21 protein-coding genes are annotated in these 25,597 nt (G+C 33.7%); 9 read left to right on the top strand and 12 right to left on the bottom strand.

Annotated elements, in window-relative coordinates; translation table 11 throughout:
• Positions 1-94: 94 nt before the first annotated feature.
• Positions 95-880: a GNAT family N-acetyltransferase gene (locus tag ABS916_RS06090; RefSeq protein ID WP_350451042.1), complete on the top strand. Its 786-nt coding sequence runs from the start codon at positions 95-97 to the stop codon at positions 878-880.
• Between the two features lie 67 nt (positions 881-947).
• Here the strand turns inward: ABS916_RS06090 and fni are convergent, their stop codons facing one another.
• Genes fni through ABS916_RS06120 form a run of 6 tightly spaced genes read right to left on the bottom strand, consistent with a single transcriptional unit; the run spans position 948 to position 6,789 of the window.
• A complete protein-coding gene (gene fni / locus ABS916_RS06095; RefSeq protein WP_350451043.1) occupies positions 948-2,018 on the bottom strand; it encodes a type 2 isopentenyl-diphosphate Delta-isomerase in 1,071 nt (356 codons plus the stop codon).
• Between the two features lie 42 nt (positions 2,019-2,060).
• Positions 2,061-3,137 (bottom strand): phosphomevalonate kinase, encoded by a 1,077-nt coding sequence (locus ABS916_RS06100; RefSeq protein WP_350451044.1) that lies wholly within the window; start codon positions 3,135-3,137, stop codon positions 2,061-2,063.
• Between the two features lie 44 nt (positions 3,138-3,181).
• A complete protein-coding gene (gene mvaD / locus ABS916_RS06105; protein ID WP_350451045.1) occupies positions 3,182-4,168 on the bottom strand; it encodes a diphosphomevalonate decarboxylase in 987 nt (328 codons plus the stop codon).
• Positions 4,152-5,105, bottom strand: coding sequence for a mevalonate kinase (gene mvk / locus ABS916_RS06110; protein WP_350451046.1), 954 nt, complete (start codon positions 5,103-5,105; stop codon positions 4,152-4,154). The genes mvaD and mvk overlap by 17 nt, the downstream gene beginning before the upstream one ends.
• A gap of 52 nt (positions 5,106-5,157) precedes the next feature.
• Positions 5,158-6,516, bottom strand: a complete 1,359-nt coding sequence (locus ABS916_RS06115; RefSeq protein ID WP_350451047.1) for a tripartite tricarboxylate transporter permease — start codon at positions 6,514-6,516, stop codon at positions 5,158-5,160.
• A 27-nt stretch (positions 6,517-6,543) separates the two neighbouring features.
• Positions 6,544-6,789 (bottom strand): hypothetical protein, encoded by a 246-nt coding sequence (locus tag ABS916_RS06120; RefSeq protein ID WP_035020090.1) that lies wholly within the window; start codon positions 6,787-6,789, stop codon positions 6,544-6,546.
• 217 nt (positions 6,790-7,006) lie between these two features.
• Between ABS916_RS06120 and coaA the strand changes: the two genes are divergently transcribed.
• The 4 genes from coaA (at position 7,007) to ABS916_RS06140 (ending at position 12,382) form a co-directional block, all read left to right on the top strand.
• Entirely contained in the window at positions 7,007-7,930 is a 924-nt protein-coding gene (gene coaA, locus ABS916_RS06125; RefSeq protein WP_350451048.1) for a type I pantothenate kinase, read from the top strand.
• Positions 7,931-8,045: 115 nt separating this feature from the next.
• Complete coding sequence (gene guaA, locus ABS916_RS06130; RefSeq protein WP_502880586.1) at positions 8,046-9,596, top strand: glutamine-hydrolyzing GMP synthase; 1,551 nt, start codon at positions 8,046-8,048, stop codon at positions 9,594-9,596.
• A gap of 167 nt (positions 9,597-9,763) precedes the next feature.
• Positions 9,764-11,224, top strand: coding sequence for an AAA family ATPase (locus tag ABS916_RS06135; RefSeq protein WP_350451050.1), 1,461 nt, complete (start codon positions 9,764-9,766; stop codon positions 11,222-11,224).
• 3 nt (positions 11,225-11,227) lie between these two features.
• Entirely contained in the window at positions 11,228-12,382 is a 1,155-nt protein-coding gene (locus ABS916_RS06140; RefSeq protein ID WP_350451051.1) for an HNH endonuclease signature motif containing protein, read from the top strand.
• 217 nt (positions 12,383-12,599) lie between these two features.
• Here the strand turns inward: ABS916_RS06140 and ABS916_RS06145 are convergent, their stop codons facing one another.
• Complete coding sequence (locus ABS916_RS06145) at positions 12,600-17,336, bottom strand: ATP-binding protein (protein WP_350451052.1); 4,737 nt, start codon at positions 17,334-17,336, stop codon at positions 12,600-12,602.
• 615 nt (positions 17,337-17,951) lie between these two features.
• On the opposite strand from ABS916_RS06145, the gene ABS916_RS06150 reads away from it, so the two are divergent.
• Complete coding sequence (locus ABS916_RS06150; RefSeq protein WP_350451053.1) at positions 17,952-19,490, top strand: ABC-F family ATP-binding cassette domain-containing protein; 1,539 nt, start codon at positions 17,952-17,954, stop codon at positions 19,488-19,490.
• Between the two features lie 92 nt (positions 19,491-19,582).
• Here the strand turns inward: ABS916_RS06150 and ABS916_RS06155 are convergent, their stop codons facing one another.
• The gene (locus ABS916_RS06155) at positions 19,583-20,773 is read right to left on the bottom strand and encodes an NADH-dependent flavin oxidoreductase (RefSeq protein ID WP_350451054.1); all 1,191 of its coding nucleotides are present in this window, start codon (positions 20,771-20,773) and stop codon (positions 19,583-19,585) included.
• A 153-nt stretch (positions 20,774-20,926) separates the two neighbouring features.
• Here ABS916_RS06155 and ABS916_RS06160 point away from each other — a divergent pair, with 153 nt between their 5' ends.
• Positions 20,927-21,301 carry a winged helix-turn-helix transcriptional regulator gene (locus ABS916_RS06160; RefSeq protein WP_350451074.1) on the top strand — a complete coding sequence of 125 codons (375 nt, stop codon included), beginning with the start codon at positions 20,927-20,929 and terminating at the stop codon, positions 21,299-21,301.
• Positions 21,302-21,399: 98 nt separating this feature from the next.
• Here the strand turns inward: ABS916_RS06160 and ABS916_RS06165 are convergent, their stop codons facing one another.
• The 3 genes from ABS916_RS06165 to ndk form a co-directional block, all read right to left on the bottom strand.
• Entirely contained in the window at positions 21,400-21,576 is a 177-nt protein-coding gene (locus ABS916_RS06165; RefSeq protein ID WP_350451055.1) for a hypothetical protein, read from the bottom strand.
• 40 nt (positions 21,577-21,616) lie between these two features.
• On the bottom strand, positions 21,617-22,051 hold the full coding sequence (locus tag ABS916_RS06170) for a hypothetical protein (RefSeq protein WP_350451056.1): 435 nt from the start codon (positions 22,049-22,051) through the stop codon (positions 21,617-21,619).
• A gap of 554 nt (positions 22,052-22,605) precedes the next feature.
• A complete protein-coding gene (gene ndk, locus ABS916_RS06175) occupies positions 22,606-23,007 on the bottom strand; it encodes a nucleoside-diphosphate kinase (protein WP_350451057.1) in 402 nt (133 codons plus the stop codon).
• Positions 23,008-23,281: 274 nt separating this feature from the next.
• Between ndk and ABS916_RS06180 the strand changes: the two genes are divergently transcribed.
• Complete coding sequence (locus tag ABS916_RS06180; RefSeq protein ID WP_350451058.1) at positions 23,282-23,734, top strand: hypothetical protein; 453 nt, start codon at positions 23,282-23,284, stop codon at positions 23,732-23,734.
• Between the two features lie 49 nt (positions 23,735-23,783).
• Here the strand turns inward: ABS916_RS06180 and gpmA are convergent, their stop codons facing one another.
• On the bottom strand, positions 23,784-24,470 hold the full coding sequence (gpmA, locus tag ABS916_RS06185; RefSeq protein ID WP_350451059.1) for a 2,3-diphosphoglycerate-dependent phosphoglycerate mutase: 687 nt from the start codon (positions 24,468-24,470) through the stop codon (positions 23,784-23,786).
• A gap of 237 nt (positions 24,471-24,707) precedes the next feature.
• Between gpmA and ABS916_RS06190 the strand changes: the two genes are divergently transcribed.
• Positions 24,708-25,493, top strand: a complete 786-nt coding sequence (locus ABS916_RS06190; protein WP_350451060.1) for a glucose-1-dehydrogenase — start codon at positions 24,708-24,710, stop codon at positions 25,491-25,493.
• Positions 25,494-25,597: the final 104 nt, after the last annotated feature.

Below are 25,597 nucleotides of genomic sequence, written 5' to 3' on the forward strand. Positions count from 1 at the left end.
ATAAATGTTCAAATGAAGTGCAAAATGCTACAATTATTTTGCTGAAAAAGTATACTTAAGGGACTAAGGCCGTTATTGGAGAGGAAGAACGAAAATGATTTATAAATGTGATGAAAGTAAACGAGAAGATGTATTGAATTTTCTCTATCAGGACCCAAGCGTAAATTTGTTTGCTATTGGCGATATTGAAACATATGGAGTTGAGCATTTTGATGTAGATGTATGGGCTTATGTCAATAATAAAGATGACATTATTGGTGTCTTAGTGCGTTATAAAGAAAATCTTATGCCGATCCATGGAAAAGATTTTGAAGGATTCGATACTTTCTTACCCTTGATCCAAAGTTTGAGCCCTATGTATATATCTGGCAGTGAGGAAGTCATTGCTCAATATGAAGAAGAGTTTATAGACTATGAAAAAGAAGAAAACTGTTTGGCTGAGTGCAAAGAGCTGGAAATGGAAAGTCCGCTTCTTCAACAAGTTGTTCCCTTAGATAAAGAAGATATTCAATCCTATATCGATTCTCTAAAAGAAACGGGTATGAAGCATGAACAAACAATTGAAGAAATTGCAAATGACTTGGATTTAAACACGAGTGGGATCCAAGTGATCAAAGACGAAAATGGTAAAATTATTTCCTCTGGTCGAATTGCCATTGAAACAAAACTATCAGGTATGATACTAGCTGTTGGTACGATTGAAAGTTACCGTAAACAGGGGTATGCAACAGCTATAGTGTCTGCTTTAGTGAATTATTGTAACATGAAGGATAAAACGGCTTGTTTATTTTATTCTGATCCAGATGTCGGCCGATTGTATCAACACTTGGGCTTTAAGGATACACAAAAGTGGATCATGCTAAAAAATAAAGAAGATTAAAAAAAATTAGACAAATAAGGTCAGCCATTGAATTTAATGGCTGACCTTATTTGTCTTGTTAGTAGAATCAATAGTGTTGTGAAGAGCGATTAGCAAAGATAGAAGCATCGATCTTGCGAAGATCACACCAATCCTTTACTTCTCCAAGCAAGATAATATCAGCTTGACTTAGATCTTTAATCGATTTTTTCCCAAGTAGAGTCATAATCGATGCGATTTGATTCTTCCAGGCATTTACTTCTAGAATAGTAGCTTCTACACCATCTCTTAATGCCATATGCAAGAAGAGACCTGAAATGCCGACACCTTTTGCTCCCAGAGATAAAGCTTTAACGATGTCTAAGGGGTTGCGTATACCTCCTGAGGCCAATAGGTCTATTTCATTGATAAAAGGCTGAGCTTCTACTAAAGAAATAACGGTTGATTGTCCCCAGTTTTCTAAATAATCAAATTTCTCGGTAGTCCGGCGATAGTTTTCAATCTGGGCAAAATTTGTTCCACCTTGTCCACTAATATCAATAGTTTTTACACCAATTGAAGTCAATTGCTGGATAGTTTCTCGGCTCATTCCGAACCCAACTTCTTTAACGATGACAGGTACAGCTAAATGGTGAACAATGTTTTCTAATTCTGTTAACCAATTGGAAAAATCACGATCGCCTTCTGGCATAACAATTTCTTGCGGCGAGTTTACATGAATCTGAAGCGCATCCGCTTGAATTAAGTCAACAGCTTTCTTAGCATTTTCAAGTGTTTGACCTGTGCCTAAGTTAGCAAAAACCATCCCATTTGGATTCACTTCTCTGACAATGGTGTAACTGTCTTCAACAGAATGATCTTTAAGAGCCGCGCTGATTGAACCGGTTGCCATAGCGATTCCAGTTTCGCGAGCAATCAAAGCTAATTTTTCATTTACCTTTTTTGTCCAAGTGCTGCCACCAGTCATCGCATTAATGTAAAAAGGGGAAGCCATTTCTAGTCCTGCAAATGAAGTAGAGATAGATGCATCAGCTACGCTCATTTCAGGAAAAGAATGGTGAACAAAACGGAAAGAATCAAAATCTGATTTGCGGGTCTCTTTAGCAAATTTTTCGGCTAATGAAACATGTTCATTTTTTCGGTTATTCGTAGGTTTCATAGTGTGATCCTCCAACATTTTTTATCCATAAGAAAGGGGGCATTATTGATCCGATTTTTTGAATACGTGTAATGGAAGATTTATGATTCCTTCTTTTTCCCAATTTGTAATCAGTGACAATAAGCCTTCTTTTCGGTTGAAAATAACAATTCCACAATCGCCGCCGCCAGCACCTGATGATTTAGCAGCTCCTTTAAACTCTTCTGCCATTTCGCATAATTTGGTCAAAGCAGGTGTTTCAATCGTAACAGAGGTGTCTTGGCTCATTTGAAGCAGAAGTTGACGGTTTTTTCTTATTTGAAGCTGAATCTCATTTACGTTTCCTTCTTGAAAAGCATCTATCATCGCGTTAACACAGTGTTTGCTTTCTTTTAAAAAGGTCTCATATGCAATCGCATCTTGGCTGCGTTTGTTGGTTACTTCATCTACTAAGTGAGAAGTAGATGCCGGCGAACCAGTCCATCCAATAACTAAACGTAAATCTTTTGGAGGAGTTAGCGGCGTAAATGATAAATGAGGCCATTCCATTTCGATCAATTCTTTTACTGTGTTGTGTTCTTTTTGTTCCAATACCCATTTAGGATCAAAAGTTGTAAAGGCTAGCCATCCACCATAAACGCTGGCAGCAACATCTCCACATGAACCGTTACTTTTAACCGATAAATGAGCTAAAGCGGCTAATTTGAAAATAACGTTTTTGTTGTCTTCAATGCCATAAAAACGACACAATGCTTGAACAGTAGCAACGGTAACAGCTGCGCTTGAACCTAAACCGTATTTTTTACCTTGTGAGCTGTCTAATTCACTATCAACGGTTAAGTGGTAAAAGGATAATTCTTTTCCTTGTTCCTTTGCGTATTCTTCGGTCAAACGAATAGCGGCTAAAATGTAATGAAAAGGATTTTCACGTTTATCAAGTACTAAACGATCATTTTCACGTTTCCATAAAATGGGAAGATTTCCGTATTGGAAAGAGGTGATGCTTCCTACGCGTTCCGATTGTTCAAGTGATACGGTAATAAATTGGTCTACAGCTACTAAGATAGCTGGATGACCTGGTTCAACAACGGCGTATTCTCCCGCGATATATAACTTACCAGGTGCAGAAGCTTCAATCATACTGTAATTCCTCCTAAGTAATGAACACTGTTTTTTCCAGTTTGTTAGAGTGTAACTTCTTTTAAGTCACTTCCAGGACCAGAGATAATCAATTGTTCTTCATTAAAATAATTTAAAAAAGCTGTTTTTATTTTTTGGCTATCAGATAAACGGCAAAGAACTTTAACATTTGGGCCAGCATCCATTGTGAAGTAACAAGGAATTCCTTGCTTACGTAATTGCCTTACGAGTTGCATAGCTACAACACTATCCGGTTCCCAATAAGAAATTGGCGGGTTGGCTCCTAACATAGTTCCATGCATTTTCATGCCATTGCTTTCTGTGATTTCGCCGACTTGTTCAAAGTCTTGATCACGGATAGCGTTCTTGATATTCACAAGATCGACTGCGGTACTTTCGACCCATCCTGAATAAAAAGGAGATGTTGCAACGGTTTGTTTCATACCTTCACGACTAGAGAGTTCTTTTTGATTTTTATTTACAACCACAACGAGCATACCAATATCCCAAGCAGCATCGTCAATCTTGACAGCATAAGAATCCATTGAAGAGGTTCCTTTTTGCCATTCAACAAAGCCACCATAAATACTACGAGTTGCTGAACCAGAACCTTGTCTTGCGAAAATAGAAAGTTCTTGAGAAGACAGATTCAAGCCAGTTGCTAAGTTAGCAGCTCCAGCTAAAGCAGCCATTCCAGAAGCAGAAGAAGCCAGACCAGCAGCTGTAGGAACGTAATTGGTGCTTTTAATGATTGCAGGAGTTTTTACGTTGGCTGTTTCTCTAAACAAATTTAAAAAGCGGCTAACTTTCTGAGTAGCAGCTTCATCTTGAAGAGTATCATTTAAGTAAAACGTATCTTTTTTAATAGATTCATCAAAAGACACAGAAGTTTCAGTATAAAAAGCATCTAAAGTGAGAGAAAGACTACTGCTCGTAGGTAAAATAAGAGCATCATCGCGTTTTCCCCAGTATTTAATTAAGGCAATATTTGTATAGGCACGTACTTTTCTGGCATTACTCAACTGATTCATCTCCTAATTGGTGTGTCCATGTATTTACAGCACCAGCATCTACTAAAGCATTTGAAATGCTTGCAGCTGTATCTTTATCGGCTGCTAAAGCAATCATACAGCCTCCACGACCGCCACCCGTAAGTTTAGCACCTAAGGCTCCATTAGTTCTTGCCGTACTAACTAAATGGTTCAATCGTTCGTTGCTTACACCTAAAGATGAAAGTGTTTCGTGAGCTTCATTCATAACTAACCCTAATGTTACAGGATTAGCAGATTCAATTGCAAATTTTGCTTGTCGTGCCAAGTCGCCTAAACTATGAATAGCTTCCATAGTTGTTTCGGTATTCTCTTTATTTAATTGCGCAATACTCGCAACAGCATCTCTGGTTTGGCCTTTTAAACCTGTGTCAGCCACAATTAAATAGGCAGATAAAGATACTTTAAAAGGAACGAAAGGTTTTCCTTTTATATAATAAAGCGGATGTCTACCGCTCGTCATTGCAGCATCTAAGCCACTCGGATTTCCATGAGCAATTGTTTCTGAGATATTTGCTAATGTTAAAAGTTTATCATCTGTAAGAGGGACTGAATAATAATTAAATACCGCACGAACTGTTGCGATGGCTACTGCAGCACTTGACCCCATTCCTCTCTCAACCGGAATGGTACTTTTGATGGTCAATTTAAAATTATTAAATTCTTGTTTTAATTCATTCACTGTCGATTCGACAACAGCTATTAGATTTTCTAAATGTTGAGGAGCTGAAGCTAAGTCTCCTTGATAATAGACACAGTCTAATTGGACAGGCCCTTCCATAGGCGTTACCGTCGCATGAATGTGTGTTGCAGGAAAAGGAATAGCAATGGCGGGTTCACCATAAACAACAGAGTGTTCACCCATTAGAATGATTTTTCCATTAGCTTTTCCTAGTGCTGGTTGATTCAGATTCAACATGTTGTAACTCCTTTATTTCGTAATATAGTGTTCGAACTCAAATTAGGAAAGATTAAATTTGAGCGATTTTTTCAACTAGCCATGGAGCAGCATACAAGGTCATAAATTGAATACCGTAATTCATGCCCATTTTATTTAACGTGCCACTAGCAATTCCAATTAAAAGAACACCAAAGATGTTAATTAAACCAGCATCCATATAAGCTAACAACAGGATAAAGGAAATGAATAGACCTAAAATAGCTTCATGCGGAATTTTTAATAAAACGAATTGCGAAATTTTTCCAGCGTAACGATTGATCACAATGTAACTGATAAGTGCAGCAAGAATTGAACCAATTAAGATAGCAATGGTAAATTCGGTTGTACTCAAAATATGATGCAAGTTATGATCAACGGTAAAAACGGGAGGAGCATTAAATAAGGGACTTCCTGGCCCAATAGCAGTTGGAGATAAAGGAATTCCTAAAGCTATCAAGGGAATAATAATACCTGAAAGGTACGTTGATTGTGCTAAAGCACTCATCGTAATAATAGCAGTAGAAGCTTTTTCAACAGGATCCTGTTTTTTATTCGCAACTAATTCACCAAATAGAATAATCAATCCAACTGGACTTAAGACAAAAAGGAAATTTGAAAACAGTGCAGATAGAGAAGCGGGTTTTAACTCGCTTTTAGATAATACTTTGAAAGGATTGATTGTTTGATGAGCAGAAGTACTTTTAGGTAACGTAATTTTTTTATATTCATCGGTCAACATCTTTTCACGATTTACTTTATTTAACAGCGAAAGAAGAGAAATAATCAAAGGTCCTATTGTGATACCTAAAAAGAAGGATGTTGTAATATTAGTGTCTTTTGGCACAACACCAATTCCCCAGTATAAATAGCGCAACCCTTGGAACAGCATTGCCAAAGGAAGAATGCTCACTAACGATAAAATTTTGTTCTTACCTATTAAAGAAAGAAAAATAGCTCCAATAACAAATAAAAGAGAAGAATAAGGTTGAATGATTTCTGCAAAAGGTGTTAATAAATCAGCTAGCACTAAAGCAATTGGAACAGATATCAGCGTTCCAATCAAAGCTCCAGAAGCCATTTTCTTAATCGTAATCTCGGACATGCCTCGATTTTTTAAGTATAACGCATGTTCAATCATAGGGCTAGAAAGAACTCCACCGGGGAGCCCGACTAGAGCAGTAGGCATTGAATTGGTTAAATTTAATGTCACGATTGCTGCGATAAAAAAAGTTAATACAATAATGGGTTGTACCCCAGATAAAATAAGTGCTAACGTAACCGGCATTAATACAGATGTTTCATCGGTACCAGGAATGAAACCTATAAAAGTATACAAAACAATTGCTGCAAGAGCAGCTATAACCATTTGAACCAACAATAACAATTCCATAATTTTTGTTCTCTCCAATACTCGTTCTTAACTGTTCTCTTGTTCGTCTTCTATCGTCACGATTCTTTTTGGTTTAATGAAGAGAGTTGAAAGGATAAATCCAATCACTGCACCTGCTAGACCAAAAAAAAGTTGTTTCGTTTTATCATCGCTTGGAGCCAAAAAATAAGCACCCATAGTAGAACCACTAGATAAAAGGATGGAAATGATTAAGTCTCTTAATTCAACAACGTCTCCCCAAATTTCAAATTTTTCTTGTTTCCCTTTTTTCATTGCGATCTCCCTTAACTGTATCCTATTAGTAGGATGGATTGTAATCGTATAATGCTATACCAAAATATATAGTACACTATATATAAGATAAATGGCTAGTTAAGTTTCTTTTAAGATAAGTAGTTTCTAGCGATAAGGAAGAATAAAAACTATAAAACGAGTCATAATTTTGGTACAATAGTCCGGAAGTCTAGGAACTCGGGGGATCTATAATTATATGAAAGAGTCTGCTACATTTCATATCATTGAGCGTGAAGAATGGAAAAAATTAAACATTGATAGTATTGCTCCATTATCGTCCAATGAATTAGAAGAATTAAAAGGACTGAATGACCAAATTTCGATTAAAGACGTGGAAGAAGTTTACATACCAATCGTTCACGTGTTAGATGTGTATTTGAAAAATTATGAACAGCTACAAGCCAAAAAAAATAATTTTTTAAAGAGAGATACACTTCAAAAACCCTACATCATTGGAATTGCTGGAAGTGTAGCCGTTGGGAAAAGCACAACAGCACGTTTACTCCAAATGATGCTTTCAAGAGTATACAAAGACAAGTCTGTGGAAATGATTACCACTGACGGATTCTTATATCCTAATAAAATACTGTTAGAAAAAGGAATCATGAACCGTAAAGGCTTCCCAGAAAGTTACGATATGCAGCAATTGATTTCATTCTTAAGAGAAGTAAAAAATGGCAAATCATCCGTTGTTTCTCCCGTCTATTCTCATGAATCGTATGATATCGTGGAAGGTGAAGAACATGTCTTAGAACAGCCCGATATACTCATTGTTGAAGGAATCAATGTCTTACAACTTCCGGCAAATCAACAAATTTATATCAGTGATTTTTTTGACTTCTCCATTTTTGTAGATGCTGAAGCAGATCTAATAGAGAAATGGTACTTAGAGCGTTTTGGACTATTATTAGATACGGCATTAAAGAAACCAGAAAACTATTATTATTCTTATGCGCAAGGCGATCGAGAAGAAGCGTTTGAAATGGCTCGTGGAGTATGGAAAACGGTGAATTTGAAAAATTTGAAAGAATACATTTCGCCTACTAAAAATAGAGCTGAACTGATTATTCATAAAACAGATCATCATTACATCGATCAGCTTTTATTAAAAAAGTATTAAAATGGAAAAGGGATACATCTATTATGCTGTTGACCAATGTAGAAATAGTCGGTAGAATGAAAAAATATAGCAAAATTAGATTTGAAAATAATAATTTGGGGTGGACTGCGTGGTAATGGTTACAGATTTAACAAATGTTGAAAAAATGATAGTACTAGATTTTGGAAGTCAATACAATCAATTGATTACACGTCGTATTCGTGAATTAGGTGTTTATTCTGAATTGTTGTCTCACAAAGTGACTGCTGAAGAATTAAAAGGCATGAATGCTAAAGGGATCATTTTTTCTGGCGGTCCAATGAGTGTTTATGATGAAGGTTCTTTTTCTGTTGACCCTGAGATTTTCAATATGGGAATTCCTATCTTAGGAATTTGTTACGGTATGCAATTAATGACAACTGCTTTAGGTGGAAGAGTTGAAGGCAGCGAAAATAGAGAGTACGGTAAAGCAAGCATCAACATCAATGATCAACATGCTCCTTTATTTAACTCATTAGCAGAGACTGAAACAGTTTGGATGAGTCATGGAGATTTGGTGACTCAAGTTCCAGAAGGTTTTGTTATCTCAGCTACTAGCCCTCATTGTCCAATTGCTTCAATGTTTAACCCACAAAAGAATTTCCATGCAGTTCAATTTCATCCTGAAGTACGTCATTCAGAACACGGAAATGAAATGTTGAAAAACTTTACTTTTGATGTATGTGGCTGTGAAGGGAACTGGAGTATTGCTGATTTCATCGATTCTGAAATTGCCATCATTCGCGAAACAGTCGGCGACAAAAAAGTATTGCTTGGATTATCAGGCGGAGTAGACTCAAGTGTTGTTGGAGTTCTTTTACAAAAAGCAATCGGCGATCAATTGACGTGTATCTTTGTTGACCACGGCTTGCTGCGTAAAGGCGAAAGCGAACAAGTAATGGAGAGTTTAGTTGGTAAATTTGGCTTGAACATCATTCGTGTAGATGCGAAAGAACGTTTCATGGCTAAATTAGCTGGCGTGAGCGATCCAGAAACCAAACGTAAAATCATCGGTAATGAATTTGTTTATGTCTTTGATGATGAAGCAACAAAACTTGAAGGTGTTGATTTCCTAGCGCAAGGCACGCTTTACACGGACGTGATTGAAAGTGGAACAGATACTGCTCAAACAATTAAATCACATCACAACGTAGGCGGACTTCCTGAAGACATGCAATTCAAACTGATCGAACCTTTGAATACTTTATTTAAAGATGAAGTTCGTGAATTAGGAATTCAATTAGGCATGCCAGAAAGCCTTGTATGGCGTCAACCATTCCCGGGTCCTGGTCTAGGAATTCGTGTAATTGGTGAAATAACTGAAGAAAAACTAGAAATCGTTCGCGATAGTGACTTTATCTTAAGAGAAGAAATCGCTGCTGCCGGTCTTGACCGTGACATCTGGCAATACTTCACCGTTCTTCCTGGATTCCGCAGTGTCGGAGTAATGGGAGACGGACGTACGTATGACTACACAATTGGAATTCGTGCCGTAACTTCAATTGATGGCATGACAAGTGACTTTGCACGTATCCCATGGGATATTTTGCAAAAAATCTCTGTTCGTATCGTAAATGAAGTAAAACACGTTAACCGTATTGTGTATGACATTACGAGCAAGCCACCAGCTACTATTGAGTGGGAATAAACTATTAAAACTAATTATGAAAGTTGAAAGTATATAATAGTTTTAATCAATTAGATGTGAATAAATTGAAATTTTTTATTTAATCACTCTACTCCAAAATAAGACTTTCTTTTTATTCATATTTTATGAAGAAGGGGGTCTTTTTTTGTTATTAAAGGAGGAGCACAATGTTTTATGTTACTAATTTTTTTGAAAAGAAAGATAAAGTAGGGTTCCATTTAATACCAGATAATTGGAATGATTATGGATTTCGTACATTGTATAGGGTTGTTTATGTAAATAATGAATATAAAGAAATAGAGATAGGTAATGTTAAAATCGGATTTAAAGATCAAGAGGATAAAGATCCTGATTTAATATTAGAATCTTCTTTTGAAAAAATACCTAGTGGATTTTTCTCTGTTGGACAAAGTGCGTCGTATTATAGTAGTCTAAAAAATTTAGGCGATGATATAAGAGTAAAGTATTTGGATAACTTAAATGATACTGCATATGATAATGAACTTTATGAAGCTGTTAAAGATGAAGAGGTTTTTAAAACTTCTTTAATGAGAGAAGTAAACTTAAGCACCTTCAGCAACCAATATACTAGGATAGCACATGGCGGGGCTATATTAACAGATTACAAATTTGAATATTATATTGATAGAAAGGAATCTCCTAAAGCAAAATTTAAATTTGAAGTAACTCCAAATAAGTTGCCTCCAACAAATATACACGCAATAATTGGAACTAATGGTGCTGGTAAAACAACTTCTTTGAAAGGAATTATAAATAAATATTTGAATAGCAAATTCAATGATACTTTCTCAAATGCGATTTTTATATCATTTAGTGTTTTTGATAAAAATATAAAATATGGAAAAGATGATAAGGATAATGAGTTTTATTATGTTGGAGTAAAAACCGATGAATCACGGACTAAAAGTTATGAAGAATTAAAAAAAGAATTTTATGATTCAGTGCTTAAAATATTTTCAAAAAAGAGATATTATTATTTACATAGGATGTTTGAAATATTAAATGCTGATTTCAATCTAAGTAATCTGAATTTATTAAGTATTATTGAAGAGTATCTTGAAACAAATCGAAGTAGAGAGAAGGCAGAGGAATATAGCAAAAAGATAGCAAATATATTTATGGATTTAAGTTCAGGACATCAAATTATTTTATTATCCGTTACCAAAATTGTAGAGTTAATAGTTGAAAAGACTTTAATCTTAATAGATGAACCTGAAACACATTTACATCCGCCCTTATTATCAGCTTTTATCAGAGCAATTTCAGAATTAGTAATTGCTGAGAACGGTGTGGCAATTTTAGCAACACATTCTCCAGTAGTTTTGCAAGAAGTTCCTAAATCTTGTGTATCTATTATAAGAAAATACGGAGGTAGCGTCAAAATAGAAAGACCTAGATTTGAAACATTTGGTGAGAATATAGGAGTGTTAACAGAAGAAGTTTTTGGTCTGGAAATTAGAAACACAGGATTTCATCAGTTATTGAAAAATAAAGTAATGGAATATAGAGATTACGATGAAGTTATAAATGTATTTAAAAAAGAATTAAGTATTGAAGCGAAATCTATAATTCGTACGTATATTAATGAATTGGATAGTGAGGAATGATTAATGTATCCTATTGAATTTCCAAATTATAGTTTAGAAGACTTTTTTGATGAAATGATAGCTAGCAAGCAAGGAACAGCTTATAATTTTTTAAAAGGAAGACTGACTCTGATTAAAAATCAGCTTATAGAAAAGGAAAATGAATATGTAGAATTAACATCTTCAAAGTCAGATAGTGGATTATATGATATTGAAGAGAATACAAAAATTTTAATATCAGATAAAGAAAGTATAGGAAATATTATGAAGTTATCTAAAAACATTTCCCAAGAAGAACTAATTAATTTATTAAACGAAAAAAAATTAAGTTCAATATTCCAAGAAACTAAACTTGATGAAATGAGTTTAGTTGAAATAAAAAGTACTCTTAACAATACCAGTATAAAAGAAGCTTTAAACTTAATCACAGATTCAAATCTTAAGAATATATTAAGCTACATTGATTCTGAGGCTATGAAAAAGGTTTATGAAAAATATTTAGTTAATACTAAAGAGAGCCAAAATATTGGTAGAAAAGTATATGAACACGTAATGCTTTTATCTGAGAATAATCTTTGTCCGTACTGTTTGCAAGGTACCGTGAGCACTGTGGATCATTATTTGCCCAAGGCTTACTTTATTGAATATGCAATTACTCCGATAAATTTATTACCATGTTGTTTTGACTGTAATAAGAATAAAAAAGATACTAGATTGTTACAAGAAGATAAAATGTTTATTAATCCTTATTTTGATAATCTTAAAGATACAAGATGGCTTGGATGTAAAGTAAATGAGCATTGGCCTATTACTTTTACATATTATGTAAGAGAGGATATAGAAGATGATATTTTAAAGGAACGATTAAAAACTCATTTTCGTAATTTGAAATTAGGCTCTTTATATGCTAGTAATGCTGTAACTTATTTTAGGGGAAGAATAAAAGAAATAGTAAATGAATATAACTCAAATGATTTAAAACCACCTATTGAGTCACTTCGAAGTAGTAAAGAATCAATAGAGGATTATAATCTAAATTCTTGGGAAGCAAAAATATATGAAGCGTTGTTGAATTCAAATTGGTTTTTAGAGATAGCTATTGAAGAGTTGCAAGAAAAGTATAAGGTAACTAGGGAGTACAAAGTTAAAAATGAACTTTATGAAAGATGGCATGGTTGATGTTCCATATGCTTATCTAACTTTTTGTTTTACGGTTTAATAAAACTCATTTGTTTAACATTTTTTTAAGATGGAGAATAACCCTTAATTTCTTATTTTTCTATTTCTGAAATACCATATCCTTGCAAAAGTGGGTAAAAAAATAGACACTTTTTTAGTGTCTATTTATATAACAACATTATATTTATTTGTGGTATTAAATATTATACTTTAATTTTTAAAAGAACTCTTCTCTGATAAAAAAACCTATTGTAGACCCACGCAGTACTAAAAAATTGAGAACACAAAGTAGATCTTTTCTTAAAGTAGGATTTCTTTTAACTTGATCTTTGAATTCTACTGATATTCTAATTACTAATTCTTCTAAATAGAATAAAGTATTGGTTTGTAAGCGACAATTAACTAAATGATCATTTTCGGAAATTATCTTTGAAATCCATTTTAACCCTTCTAGAACAAATGAGTAACCAACGCTATTAATAAATCTTGAAATAGAATATAAGGTTATCGGTAAAAAGCCTATATCCTTCACAATGTTATCAAAAAATGTCAAATGTGAAATTTGGACACCAATCCACTCTTTTTGCTTATCTCCCCAGTATAACCATGCAAAACAATAAGTAGATAATACTTCATCAATTTCATGTAGTTCTCTGTTAACTTTAATGTTTTCCTTATATGGAAGACATAATCTAATAATTGGATAATATAACTTATTCCATATTTGCCAGAATACTTTATTATCTTTTTTTGAATCATGTTCGATTAAAATATTTGATAGGAAATTTTCCATCTGGTCAGATATGCAAAGAAAAGGTTCTAAAGAATCTACTAAACCCATTCTAATTTGATCTTTAGTATTATAAATATATTGGGATAACCACTTAATATATGATGCTTCTAATTCATAATTAATATTTTTGTCATATCCTCTACGGTGATTATTTTCGAAAATATCCCTCCAAACTGAAGGTGTTATTTTTTTTATTAAATGAAAATGTTTGTTGCTATAAACATCCAATAGCATTGTTGCACTTAATATCGAATCACTGTCTAATAATGAATAACTAAGCTCTTCTAATTGAATAGGATTCTTGAAAACTTTATTCAATAGTTTTTTATTAGACTTTACAAATTTTTCTATGGGTCTATCAGAGTTCTCTCTTCTCCATTTTTCAAAGTTTGGTTTTAATGATACAAACATTTTAAAAATATTTTCGGCATCATCAGGACAATATTCCCACATTGTATTAGAAAACGTTTTATGATGACTTCTATCTCTGGAGTAGTCCAAGAATATTGCAAAAAGAAATACTATATTTAAATTAAATCGCTCTTCATGGTTGCTAGTATTTCTTATTAAATATGGTAGGCTCGCTACTAATGCTTGGTTACCATTTGTTGAATCATTGATATTATATGAGAGTAGTAAATCTAAATTGTTCAATAGTATTTCTTTGCAATATTCTTTTTGTGTGATTGCTAAATCTGATTCATAGAAATTTAGCAAAACAGCTGAAATATAGATAGGTGCACTTTTAGTGAAAAGGTCATAATCATTGCATTTTTCTAATTGTTTTTGGATTAATATCATTTCTTCAAATGCCTTTAAAGGATTTATTTCATAAATATCATATTTTTGAAATTTTTCTAAATCATTTTCAAATTTTGCTCTAGCCCATAAAGAGACATTTGAAAACCGATAATATTCATTGTCATGACTTTGCCTTTCTTCGCGTAACAACGTTAGATCATCTTCCTCTTCAACTTCCAAAAATACATATTCTTTACCATCTTTAACAAACTTATTTTCTAAATTTGGTTTAAACCGCCTAAAATCTATTCTATTTAATGCATAGCGTAAAGTTGTATTTTCAGGAGTCGCTTTATCATCTAATAAATCAATACAACTATATAATTTTTCTAGTCTATTAATATGCATCTGTTGTGAGATATCATCAGATTTTAATTGATAATCCCAAAGTACTTTTTCTAGTGTTGTTTTTCTAAAAGGTAAATTATTTGAGTTGATTCTTTCTTGATCATAGAACTTATTGTTAGGTAAACCTCTAAACCAATTATTTGTAGATTCACTTACTAATCTCTGATTGTCAAGCAAAAAGATAACTTCACCTAGAGATATAAGAGAACAAGCTGTTATAAACAATTCTTTCGGATGGGCAAGAACTATACTATTTATTACAGAAGTAATAGCCACTGACTTAGAATTTCTTAATAAATAGTCACATATAGAATTTGCTTGTTTTACATCCATAATCGGAATATTATTTAGTAGCCATTTTTCCAAAGCCATAAGAATACATTCTAGTAGGTTTGGTCCAGATGAGCCACCTCTATGGACCATCCATAGTCGATTACTACATATCTGATTAATTTCGGTTCCATCTGATAATATTAAGGTAACTGGGTAAGTTTCAAAATATTCACTATTCAAATTTGATTTTTCATAATTTTCGGTAACAGAATTAACAAAATTTATTACGAAATCAATACCTATTTTAGGTGAGGATTGTAACAACATAAAAACTGGTGTCCAAAGTGCGCTTGTAGGGTGATAATTATGATGTGTTTTTTCTGATACACCAAAAGCATCCTCAACAGTATCCCAACTATTATAGGGCAAATAATGAGATGTTTTGTTATTAGATCTCTTCCAAAAAAATTGACAAATTTTTACCACTATCTCCGGCATAACCTGACAGGGTACAATGCTGTTTGAAACATTTCCTAAAAGTTCTTCAATTAAAACAAAGTAGATATCTCTATGGTCTATGTCATTTTCCATAGCTTCATTAAAAATAATTAGAAGAGAATCCTCTAATTCGAATGATGACTCTAATATTGTTACACTTAGCTTTTTCTTTAGATCTCTATCTACTAGGTATTTAATTTCTTCGTTTTCAAATAATCTGTACATATGTAGTGCTATGGTCCCAGCTTGTTTGGTGGTATGTCCTTGCTTAAAATCTTTTATCCAACTAGCAATAATATCGTAAACAAGTGTTATAAAACCTACATCCCACTTCAGGTTAGATAAGTTTTTATAAACGAAATCTATAATATACTGCCATCCAACTCCTGAAGGTTTAGTAAAACGATATAATAAGCTAGTTTTAGCATCAATCTCATTTGGCGTCAGAATATTAGAAGCAGAGTCATAATTGATTACTTTACACGTAGTATTAACTAAAAAGATTACACGTTTAAGTAATTCTGTATCACTATCCAATAAATCACTTAACAATAATAGAGATGTAATATTGTTTTCAGACTCCATTAAAGCTATTAAGAGTTCATCTTTCCAAATTTTATTTATAGAATGGTTAGTTATTGATTTTATTATAAATCTGTTTAACTTAGTATCCTCGTCGTCGTGTAGTTTGTCGTGTATCCACGAGCGATAGTGCTTGCGCATAGGCATATTTATACTCAGTGAATTATGAAACTCTAACTCACTATTTTGATAATATTGATATTGATAATTAATAAAATGCCATGCAGCTAATTCTTCATAAATATCATGAGCAAAATAATAGCCCTTATAAACATCATCATAATCAATTACTTCATCAAATCGTAAACTTTGTAGTATAGAGATATCCCTATCAAACTTGTTGGAATTAAAATATGAACTTTCGCTTGTGGTAGTTTTTAACATATCGAATATCAATTGTTCTCGAATAATTGAATTCGAATCAGTGTTATGGGGTATTCCTTTTACTTTATAATTCCAGATATGTGTTAAAAATAAACCACGAGACTTTGAATAATCAACACTTTCATCAAACGTGTTAATATACAAATTTAGATAGAACAGGTTGCAAATTAAATCTTTCATCTTTACGTTTTTGGGAACAGGTATGTTACATTGACTTAATAAACCATTAATCTTTTCAATTGAATTCATCTTCATTGGATGCTCTAAGAATTCTTTTGTTTTTAATATAAAGTTTAAATAATTATCTTTATACAAAGATCTAATAGTGTGAATGATCTTCCAGTTATAGCGTACAGCGGTATTTAAAAAAGTATCTAGAACTGTCTGTGACATAGAAAATCTCTTTTCAGCAGAATCTATTATAATTACTTTATTTTTTGCATCACTAAACGCACTCAAAAAGTCATTTATAGTACAGTCTCCAAATTGTCTACCAAATTCTGAAAGGTTGTTAAAACCAAAATCTGTTGCTTTAAAAATAAAAATTGGCATTTTGGAGAACGAATTATTATAAAATGATTTAATCAATCCCGATTTTCCGGTTCCAGAATAGCCATGTATTACTAAATGGTCATTTTCTGATTTTAAAAAGTTCAAGAAGATAGAATCAGAATAGTCAATTTTAATTTTTTCCTTATTATAAGAAATAGAGTTGTCAATGGAGTTAACTAGTGTTTCTGTATGTAAGTTTATTTGTTCAATAAATTTTCTAATCCCTTGTTCAGGGTTAAAAAAGAAATCTCTTATAAAAGAAGGAATATCAGCAGAAAAAAGCATTCGTTCTATATGACTTGGTACTCTCCATTCAATAATTATATTCTGAATTTTGGCATAATCTTCAATATCTTCTTGATACTTTGGTTTTTTCTTGTTTAGAGAATTACTCTCTGACATCTCTTTATTTACATAAACATGGATTTTAGTCAATTCTGGGTTTTTCTTCTTTGCAGTATCGACCATTCTAGTGAACTCGGAAACTTTACTACTAAATTTAGTAGAAGAATCATAGTATTTTGCTTGAAATCCGATAATTTCTTTTCCATTCTTAATAGGTTGTGTTTCTATACCGGCTTGATTAAAGTATCTGAAAACACCTTTTTCTTGGTTGAATTCGTGGCAAAACAAAATGTATGCCAACTGTTCAAATGCGTATTGGGTACTACCTGAAAAAATATAGTTAAATGATTCCCAGTTTATTCCGATGTTATGATACATATAGACTCCTCCAAATAATTTCAGTTATTCATGCAAAAAATGAGTTATATCTGTATTCAAAATAAAAAAGTATAATATCGATTATATTATACTACAAATGAGCATAGAGCTATGGTATTAATTAATTATAAAGGGAAATTGTTTTTATAGTGTAACTACTTTCAATAAAATACAAATATTTAGGTTGCAGTCTAGAAAAATAAAGAGATATAATTGAGTACAAAAATGTACTTTTATTATCAATACGGACATGGAGAGCACGTAAAAGTAGTTTTAGGCAATAGATATGATAAAAAAAATTCTTAGTAGATTTGCACATACGCACTTATTGTACAAAACACATATCCTTGCTATAATACACCTAACAAATCGAAAGGTTGTGCTTAAATGTACACTATCTAAAACAAATCGTAATTGAAGAAGAAACTTTTTTCTGCCAATAGGGTAGGTTTCTTTGCAACGGTTTTTTTAGATAAATCATTTAAACAACTTTTTGAATCGGTAGAGTTGCCATCTATAGGCATACTAGGATTCTCTCTGTTTAATTGAAATTGACCAACCGTCTGCAGAAACTTGCTGGCGGTCGTTTTTATTTATTAGATAGGAGGAATCAGTATGTTACAAGTGAGAAATTTGACCTTGCACCACTTAATGGATTTAAAAGAAATCATCAAAGACTTGAGTTTTACAGTCAATCCTGGAGAAAAGGTAGCCATTATCGGGGAAGAAGGAAATGGTAAGTCAACATTATTAAAATGGATTCTTGAAGATAAAAGTATCGAATCTTATATTCAAGCAGAAGGGGAATTGATTAACCAGTTCAGTCGCACAGTCTATTTGCCGCAATCCTTACCGCAAGAATATATGGAGTATACTGTTGATCAGTACTTTTTCAGCCAAGCTGATGCTATGGACATCGACTACCAAATGCTATATCAATTAGTGGGGCAACTTGGATTTGATGCTGATCGGTTAACAAGTTCGCAAACATTAGGCAGTTTATCTGGTGGCGAAAAAATCAAAGTTCAGCTACTAAAAGCACTCTCAACAGATCCTGATTTGCTATTGCTTGATGAGCCTTCTAACGACTTGGATCTTGATACAGTCAAATGGTTAGAGCACTTTATAAAATCTACACCACTAACGATTATTTTTATCTCGCATGATGAATCTCTGCTTGCAGCGACAGCTACCAAAGTCATTCAGATCGAGCTATTAAGGCATAAGACAGTACCCGTCTCGACTGTGTCCAAGTTATCGTATAAAGAATACATTGAACAAAAAGAAGCACGCTATGAACACCAATCTCAAGTTGCCAACAAGCAGCGGGAAGAACATCATAAGCAAATGGAGAAATACCGACAAGTTGAAAGCAGTGTGCACCATGCACAAGGAGCCATTTCAAGACAAGATCCGTCTGGAGCAAGGTTACTAAAAAAGAAAATGCATGCAGTAAAATCAATGGGAAGACGATTTGAACGCGAAAAGGAAAGTTTTGAAGATATTCCACTAAAAGCAGATGCTATCTTAGTGAAATTTTCAAATACTAAATCCCTTCCTACAAATAAAACGATAATCCATTTGGAAGACGAGAGTGTGAAACTGGGGGATAAGGTTTTAGCACACTCACTGAATTTGCTAGTGAAGTCTCCACAAAAAATAGGAATCATCGGGCAAAATGGAGTAGGTAAAAGCACACTGCTGAAGCAATTATGGGCAGAATTAAATCAGCGTACAGATATTGCAGCTGGATATATGCCGCAAAATTATGCTGAGTATTTACGGATGGATGAAACACCAGTTGAATTTCTGAGTGAAACTGGAGACAGTGAGGAACGTACTCAAGTGATGACTTACCTAGGAAGCATGCGTTTTACGACAGATGAAATGCATCATCCAATCCAGTCACTATCAGGAGGACAGCAAGCAAAATTGTTGTTATTGAAAATCGATTTATCGGGACAGAATGTATTGCTTTTAGATGAGCCTACACGAAACTTCTCACCGTTATCTCAGCCAGAGCTCAGAAAATTATTTAAAAATTTTGAAGGATCGATTATTACTATCTCCCATGATCGGATGTTTTTAAAAGAAGTCTGCGACCATGTCTATGAAATGAAAAACGATGGATTGATTCTGGTAGAGATGGAATAGATTAATGTAAATGAAAAAAGCCTGATCCTATTGTTAAATCAACAGGATCAGGCTTTTTTTATGGAATAATAGTACTTTTTAATTAAATAGTCTTATAGTTTTTTCTCGTAGCCTTCCATAGGAGCAAATTGGCCTGAATACTCATCATTTACTGTAGCTGAATCTGTTGTAAAGTGCATAACAGAACTGAACGATTCGACTAGATACACTTGCATAACGGAAGGGATCGCTAATTCATCCATATCAAGTGGGCTGAGTTCTTTACGAATGCTGCTTTCATCATTGGAAGCGACTTTTTGTACCCATTGAGGTTCACGGATTAATTCTCTTCCCACTGCAACCAGATCAGCACCGTTTGCTAAAACATCATCTGCGTCTTCAGGATTTTCTACTGAACCAACTCCAATTAAAGGAACACTATTTTCTGTGATTTTAGCAAATTGGTTTAAAATTGGAGTGACATCAGTTTTATCATTTAACGAGGTACGTTTATAACTTGCGACTGATAAATGAAGATAATCTATTTTTTCTTTAATAGCATCTGCAAAATAAAGAGAATCTTCTAAACGAATTCCAGGAGTTTCAATTTCCTCTGGAGACATTCTGTAGCCTAAAATGAACGGACTTGTTGCGTAACGTTTAATCACATCTGAAGCGTGATCAATGACTGCTAGAGGAAAAGTAAGTCTCTTATCTCTTGATCCGCCCCATTTATCGGTTCTTCTATTTGAATGTTCTGAGTAGAATTGTTGTAGAAGGTAAGTGTTAGCACCATGCAACTCAACGCCGTCAAAACCAGCAGCTATTGCTCTGCGGATTGCTTCTCCAAAATCAACAATGATTTGCTCGATCTCTTCATTCGTTAATTCTTTTGGTAGTTCAGAATCTGTTGGGTAAGGAGCAGCGATGGCACTTGCGCTTACGGGCTGATCGCCTTTTAAGATTCTTGAATACGTTTTTCTACCAACATGAAAAATTTGCAGAACTGCTTTTGTGCCTTTTTGTTTGATAGCTGTCGCTAATTTCTCAAGACCTGGAATCATAGAGTCATCTGCAACGGACAATTCACCTTCAAATCCCTTACCATTATCACTCACATAAGCAACTCCAGTAATAATCATTCCAGGGCCACCAGCGCGTGCTGCATAGTAATTGATTTCATCTGTAGTGACCATTCCGTTATGAAAACTAGTCATTGTGGTCATTGGCGCCATAACGACCTTGTTTTTCAATTGTTGTCCATTTTTAAATTCAAAACCATCTAAAAAATTATATTTACTCATTTGTGTTCCTCCAACTAGTTATTTGAGAAATGAATTCTTCCCATCAAATCTTATATATGTTAGTATACGTATTACCAATAGATAATATAAGTACGCACTTTAAAGTGCTATAGGTACCTAAAAGTGCCTATTAGAGAGATAGGGGAAATGAAGTTGGAAAAAGTTTATAATCTGGGTGTGGAAGCAACACTTGAAGTGATTGGCGGAAAATGGAAACCCATTATCTTATGCCATTTAGGTCATGGAGCATTACGAACAGGGGAAATGAGAAGAAGAATTCCTGCCATTACTCAAAAAATGTTGACGCAACAATTAAGAGAACTTGAAGAAGATAATATTATTGCTAGAGAAGTATTTAACCAAGTGCCCCCTAAAGTGATTTATTCTTTAACAAAAGAAGGAAAGTCATTAAGAGAAGTTTTAATTGCCATGTCTGTCTGGGGCGAAGAACGTATAAGTAACGATCAGAAAAATGGTAAAAATGTTCAAATAATTAGTCAAGATTATACCGGATTTGTAGAAATGTAAGAACTATTTATAAAATTATACTAATTAAAGAAGCAATCAAACTATTGAAATGTTTGGTTGCTTCTTTTTTTCTATAAGAATTACTTAGACTCAATAGACTAGTAGATTTTCTTTTTTCTTTTGTTCATCTGCTTATCTTTAAAATAAAAATATAAAGCATAAAATTGTATGGCTAAACCGATAAAAAAAATAAACTTGGTGTGCTCTTGAACCAACAAACCAACAGCTGTAATTAGTCCACCAATTAAATTATACTTATAAAATTTATCTTTCATTTAATCGTCCTCTTTTCTTTTCGAATAATACGGACAATAGTTAGTTGCTTTCTTGAAGAGCTACTTCTACTTTTTCTGTTACTTGCTGATTATCTTTTTCATAAACAAATTCAATAAAAATATTTTTTCCAGGTTCGATATTTTTAGAAGGGGCAATAAAGCCAACTAAATCGTCATCTAATAGAGTGGTACGTGTATCCAAGATTCCGTCTTGGTTTGCGCCAGTATTGATAGAGAAAAAAAGATTATTCTCTTCATCATAGAAACTCATATTGGCCTGTTTAGCTAAATCAGCAGTATCGCTATTCGTATGTTCAATAGCAAATAGTTGATAAGTTGGCTGAATATAGGATTCCATTCCATTTGAAACAATTATCAGGTTTTCAAGAGCAACATCTTTTGTTCGGGCATCAACTGAAAAACTATGTAAGGTATTGGTTGTCGTACAGGCACTTAAAAATATAGAACATATCACAAATAAGACAGTTTTTTCATTTTTTGCCTCCTATAGAATAAATTTACTTAAGTATACAATAAAGAATCATTAAATAAACCAGTTGTTTTTTTATAATTTATACAAATTAACTATCGAAGAAGGACTAAAATTTTGTCAGAATTACTATTAACTAAATAGCACATAAATTTCTGGAGGAATAGGAATTGCTTGTAGCCGTGTCAAGGATTCAATGCGAATTAAAGAGCGTTAGTGCTTCAGCAATTACTCTCTTTTTAAGGCTTGAAAGCCTGAAGACTTAAAGGCTTCAGGCGGTCCCATGGCTTTCCACAAGCAAATCCGTCCATTCCAGAAGAAATTTTAATTATTTTGAATTCTGGCCCTTTTCTAAATAATGTATTCAATAGAAAAAAATCTATTATATAAGTTTATTGATTAAATAGGTGTCAGGTAAATCTTTATTTGACTAATAAGATGGCTTATTGATTAAATGAGCATCAAAGAAGTTTTCATTTGAGTAATAAATACAGACTTATCGGTTAATACCAAAAGATGTTTTTATTTAGGCCGATGTTTTAGCCAAACCAGATGGATCGTTCTCTAACAGCACTTTCTTTTGAGTCAGAAGCGTGAACGGTATTTTCAGATAAACTGAGACCATAAAGAGCACGAATGGTATTGTCAGGGGATGTTTTAGGATCTGTGTTCCCATTCAATGCCCGAACTCGACTAATGGCATTTTCACCTTCCAATACGAGAGCCACTATTGGACTTCTTGTAAGGTAAGAAACCAAGCGGTTAAAAAACGGTTTTCCATTGTGCTCTGCATAATGTTTTTCTGCTAATTCTGTAGAGGCATGAATGAATTTCATATCAAGAACTTTTAAATCATTTCTTTCATATTCTACTAAAATTCTTCCAATTAGATTTCGTTCTACTGCATCTGGCTTGATCAATACGAGTGTTTTTTCTGTCATTTTTAATCATCCCCCTAGAAGTATATTTATTATGAGTTTAACATGTCCTGTTTCTTTAGTGTAGGAGAGTGTCTTTAATAAGTAAGTAAAGTGAGTGGCTGTAAAATAGGTAGCATAATATAGCATTGCGCGGTTAAAAATAGTGATAATTAGCTAATGATGATATACTTATCTTAATATAATGAAGATAATCTTTGGTGTATGGAATTTAAAAAGGGTGTAATAGGTGTATCTAATAGCCTGTTAAATAAAAAACGATGGAGGGGGAAATAATATGGGATTGATGTTGTCAGAAAAAGAGATATTAGCAAACTTAGAAGATAACGGGTTATTGAGTCCAATGACAGAAAGCACAGCCGTGTGGGCACAAATTATGCCTTCTACAGGATCTTTAGTACTATTTGGAGCATATGCACAGTTGGCAAAAGGATCTTATTTTATTTTATGTATGGAACAGGATAAAGTTATTTTGTTGCCCGTTCATAAAGTAACTGGAAAAATAGATGCAAAAAAAGAACCAATCATCATGCCTTTTGAAGAATTAGACTCGGTCGAAGTGGGTAAGAATGCGTTATTACACAAGGTAACCTTTACAGCGGGCGAACGAGTTATGCCTTTAAAAATAAACAAAATTGCTGCTGGAACGAAATGGCACAAAAATAATTTAGAAAAGGCTTTAGCAGAAATAAAAAAATGCCAAACACTTGTAGTCCAACAGACTACATAGGAATAAAATAAATAATCCATCCTTTCTTTCGAGAAGGGATGGATTTTTATTAGTCTAAATAATATTTTTTAGTAACGATTAATTCTTCATTTAGTTCATAAACAAGCGGTTGACCAGTAGGAATCTCCACTGCCATGATCTCATCGTCTGATATTTCTTCCAAATATTTGATCAAAGCTCGAATGGAATTTCCATGAGCAGCGATCAATACGGTCTTGTTGTCTAAAATAGCTGGAGCGATATGATCTTCCCAAAAAGGAATCACGCGTTCCAATGTGACTTTCAAACTTTCACCCATTGGAATGGTCCGTTTTTGGAGGTTAGCATAGCGGCGATCGTTTAATGCAGAGTTTGGATCATCTGGCTTCAACAATGGCGGCAAAGTGTCATATGAACGGCGCCAAATGAGAACTTGTTCTGATCCGAATTCTTCTGCTGTCGCTTCTTTGTTTAACCCTTGCAATGCTCCATAATGACGTTCATTTAACCGCCATGATTTTGTTTCTGGAACCCATAATTGGTCCGATTCTTCTAAGACAATATGGCAAGTCTTGATGGCTCTTTTTAAGACAGACGTAAAAGCAAAATCAAAATTAATGCCAGCATTTTTGATCTTTTGCCCAGCTTTGCGTGCTTCTTCATACCCTTGTTCGCTTAAATCAGCGTCCATCCAGCCTGTAAATTGATTTAATTTATTCCATTCGCTTAACCCATGTCGCACAAAAATAAGTTTCAACTTAAACACCGCCTTCTTCTGTTATAGAATGTAAACTTCCTCTTTATTTTACTCTTGTTTTTTATAAAAGCTAATCATATGATAGTAGCTCTTACTGCATAGTGATGAAGAATTTCCCTTGTAATGAAAGAGATGAGCTGTCGAGTGTTGAAAATAGACGCTCCTTTTTTAATGAGCTATACTTATTTTGAGTATGTACTATGTATAGAGTAGTTAGTTAAAAATGGGAGGGATTAGATGTACACTGATTTAAAAGGGAAAGTAGCCGTTATTACAGGTGGTTCAAAAGGAATTGGAAATGCAATTGCTAGACGGTTGTCAGAAGAAAAAATGAAGGTAGTCATCAATTATCATAGTGATAAAGAAGGAGCCGAAGAAACGGTAGAAGAGCTCAAAAAAGTTGGCGGAGAAGCTGTGGCAGTCGAAGCTGATGTCAGTAGTGAAGAAGGTATAAAAGCTTTATTGGATGCAGCGATTTCTAATTTTGGCGATTTAGATCTGTGGGTCAATAATGCAGGCATGGAAAACAAAGTGTCCACTCATGAACTGACTTTGGAAGACTGGGATAAAGTCATCAATGTGAATTTAACAGGGGTTTTTCTTGGTTCTAAAGCAGCATTGAATCATTTCTTAGAAAACGATAAAAAAGGAAACATCATTAACTTGTCTTCTGTACATGAACGTATTCCTTGGCCAACATTCGCGCATTATTCCGCTAGTAAAGGTGGAGTGAAATTGTTCAATGAGACCATTGCACTAGAATATGCGCATAAAGGAATTCGAGTGAACAGCATTGCACCAGGAGCAATCAATACACCGATCAATGCTGAAAAATTTGAAAATGAAGAAGAAAAAGAAAAAACGTTAACCATGATTCCAATGAATTACATTGGAAAACCGGAAGAAGTTGCAGCAGCTGCAGCTTGGCTAGCTTCAAATGAATCAAGTTATGTAACAGGTACCACGCTGTTCATTGATGGCGGTATGACGTTGTATCCATCTTTTGAAAAAGGTGAAGGTTAAAAAATTGTCAGAAGAGTCTTGAATAATGTAGTTTTTAACCTAGTAAATAGCCATTTATTGGGGTAAGAATAGCAATTATTCAGGGCTTTTTTATCAGAATAATT

Origin of the sequence: Carnobacterium sp. (assembly GCF_040274945.1) — a bacterium.
Taxonomy (GTDB): domain Bacteria; phylum Bacillota; class Bacilli; order Lactobacillales; family Carnobacteriaceae; genus Carnobacterium_B.

Bases quoted from the DNA above. Each gene is read 5' to 3' on its own strand.
- ABS916_RS06135 (WP_350451050.1), top strand. From the start codon at position 9,764: ATGTTTTATGTTACTAATTTTTTTGAAAAGAAAGATAAAGTAGGGTTC.
- ABS916_RS06140 (WP_350451051.1), top strand. From the start codon at position 11,228: ATGTATCCTATTGAATTTCCAAATTATAGTTTAGAAGACTTTTTTGAT.
- ABS916_RS06150 (WP_350451053.1), top strand. From the start codon at position 17,952: ATGTTACAAGTGAGAAATTTGACCTTGCACCACTTAATGGATTTAAAA.
- ABS916_RS06155 (WP_350451054.1), bottom strand. From the start codon at position 20,773: ATGAGTAAATATAATTTTTTAGATGGTTTTGAATTTAAAAATGGACAA.
- ndk (WP_350451057.1), bottom strand. From the start codon at position 23,007: ATGACAGAAAAAACACTCGTATTGATCAAGCCAGATGCAGTAGAACGA.
- ABS916_RS06120 (WP_035020090.1), bottom strand. From the start codon at position 6,789: ATGAAAAAAGGGAAACAAGAAAAATTTGAAATTTGGGGAGACGTTGTT.
- ABS916_RS06190 (WP_350451060.1), top strand. From the start codon at position 24,708: ATGTACACTGATTTAAAAGGGAAAGTAGCCGTTATTACAGGTGGTTCA.
- fni (WP_350451043.1), bottom strand. From the start codon at position 2,018: ATGAAACCTACGAATAACCGAAAAAATGAACATGTTTCATTAGCCGAA.
- ABS916_RS06180 (WP_350451058.1), top strand. From the start codon at position 23,282: ATGGGATTGATGTTGTCAGAAAAAGAGATATTAGCAAACTTAGAAGAT.
- ABS916_RS06145 (WP_350451052.1), bottom strand. From the start codon at position 17,336: ATGTATCATAACATCGGAATAAACTGGGAATCATTTAACTATATTTTT.
- ABS916_RS06165 (WP_350451055.1), bottom strand. From the start codon at position 21,576: ATGAAAGATAAATTTTATAAGTATAATTTAATTGGTGGACTAATTACA.
- guaA (WP_502880586.1), top strand. From the start codon at position 8,046: ATGGTTACAGATTTAACAAATGTTGAAAAAATGATAGTACTAGATTTT.
- mvk (WP_350451046.1), bottom strand. From the start codon at position 5,105: ATGTTGAATCTGAATCAACCAGCACTAGGAAAAGCTAATGGAAAAATC.
- ABS916_RS06100 (WP_350451044.1), bottom strand. From the start codon at position 3,137: ATGATTGAAGCTTCTGCACCTGGTAAGTTATATATCGCGGGAGAATAC.
- coaA (WP_350451048.1), top strand. From the start codon at position 7,007: ATGAAAGAGTCTGCTACATTTCATATCATTGAGCGTGAAGAATGGAAA.
- ABS916_RS06090 (WP_350451042.1), top strand. From the start codon at position 95: ATGATTTATAAATGTGATGAAAGTAAACGAGAAGATGTATTGAATTTT.
- mvaD (WP_350451045.1), bottom strand. From the start codon at position 4,168: ATGAATCAGTTGAGTAATGCCAGAAAAGTACGTGCCTATACAAATATT.
- ABS916_RS06115 (WP_350451047.1), bottom strand. From the start codon at position 6,516: ATGGAATTGTTATTGTTGGTTCAAATGGTTATAGCTGCTCTTGCAGCA.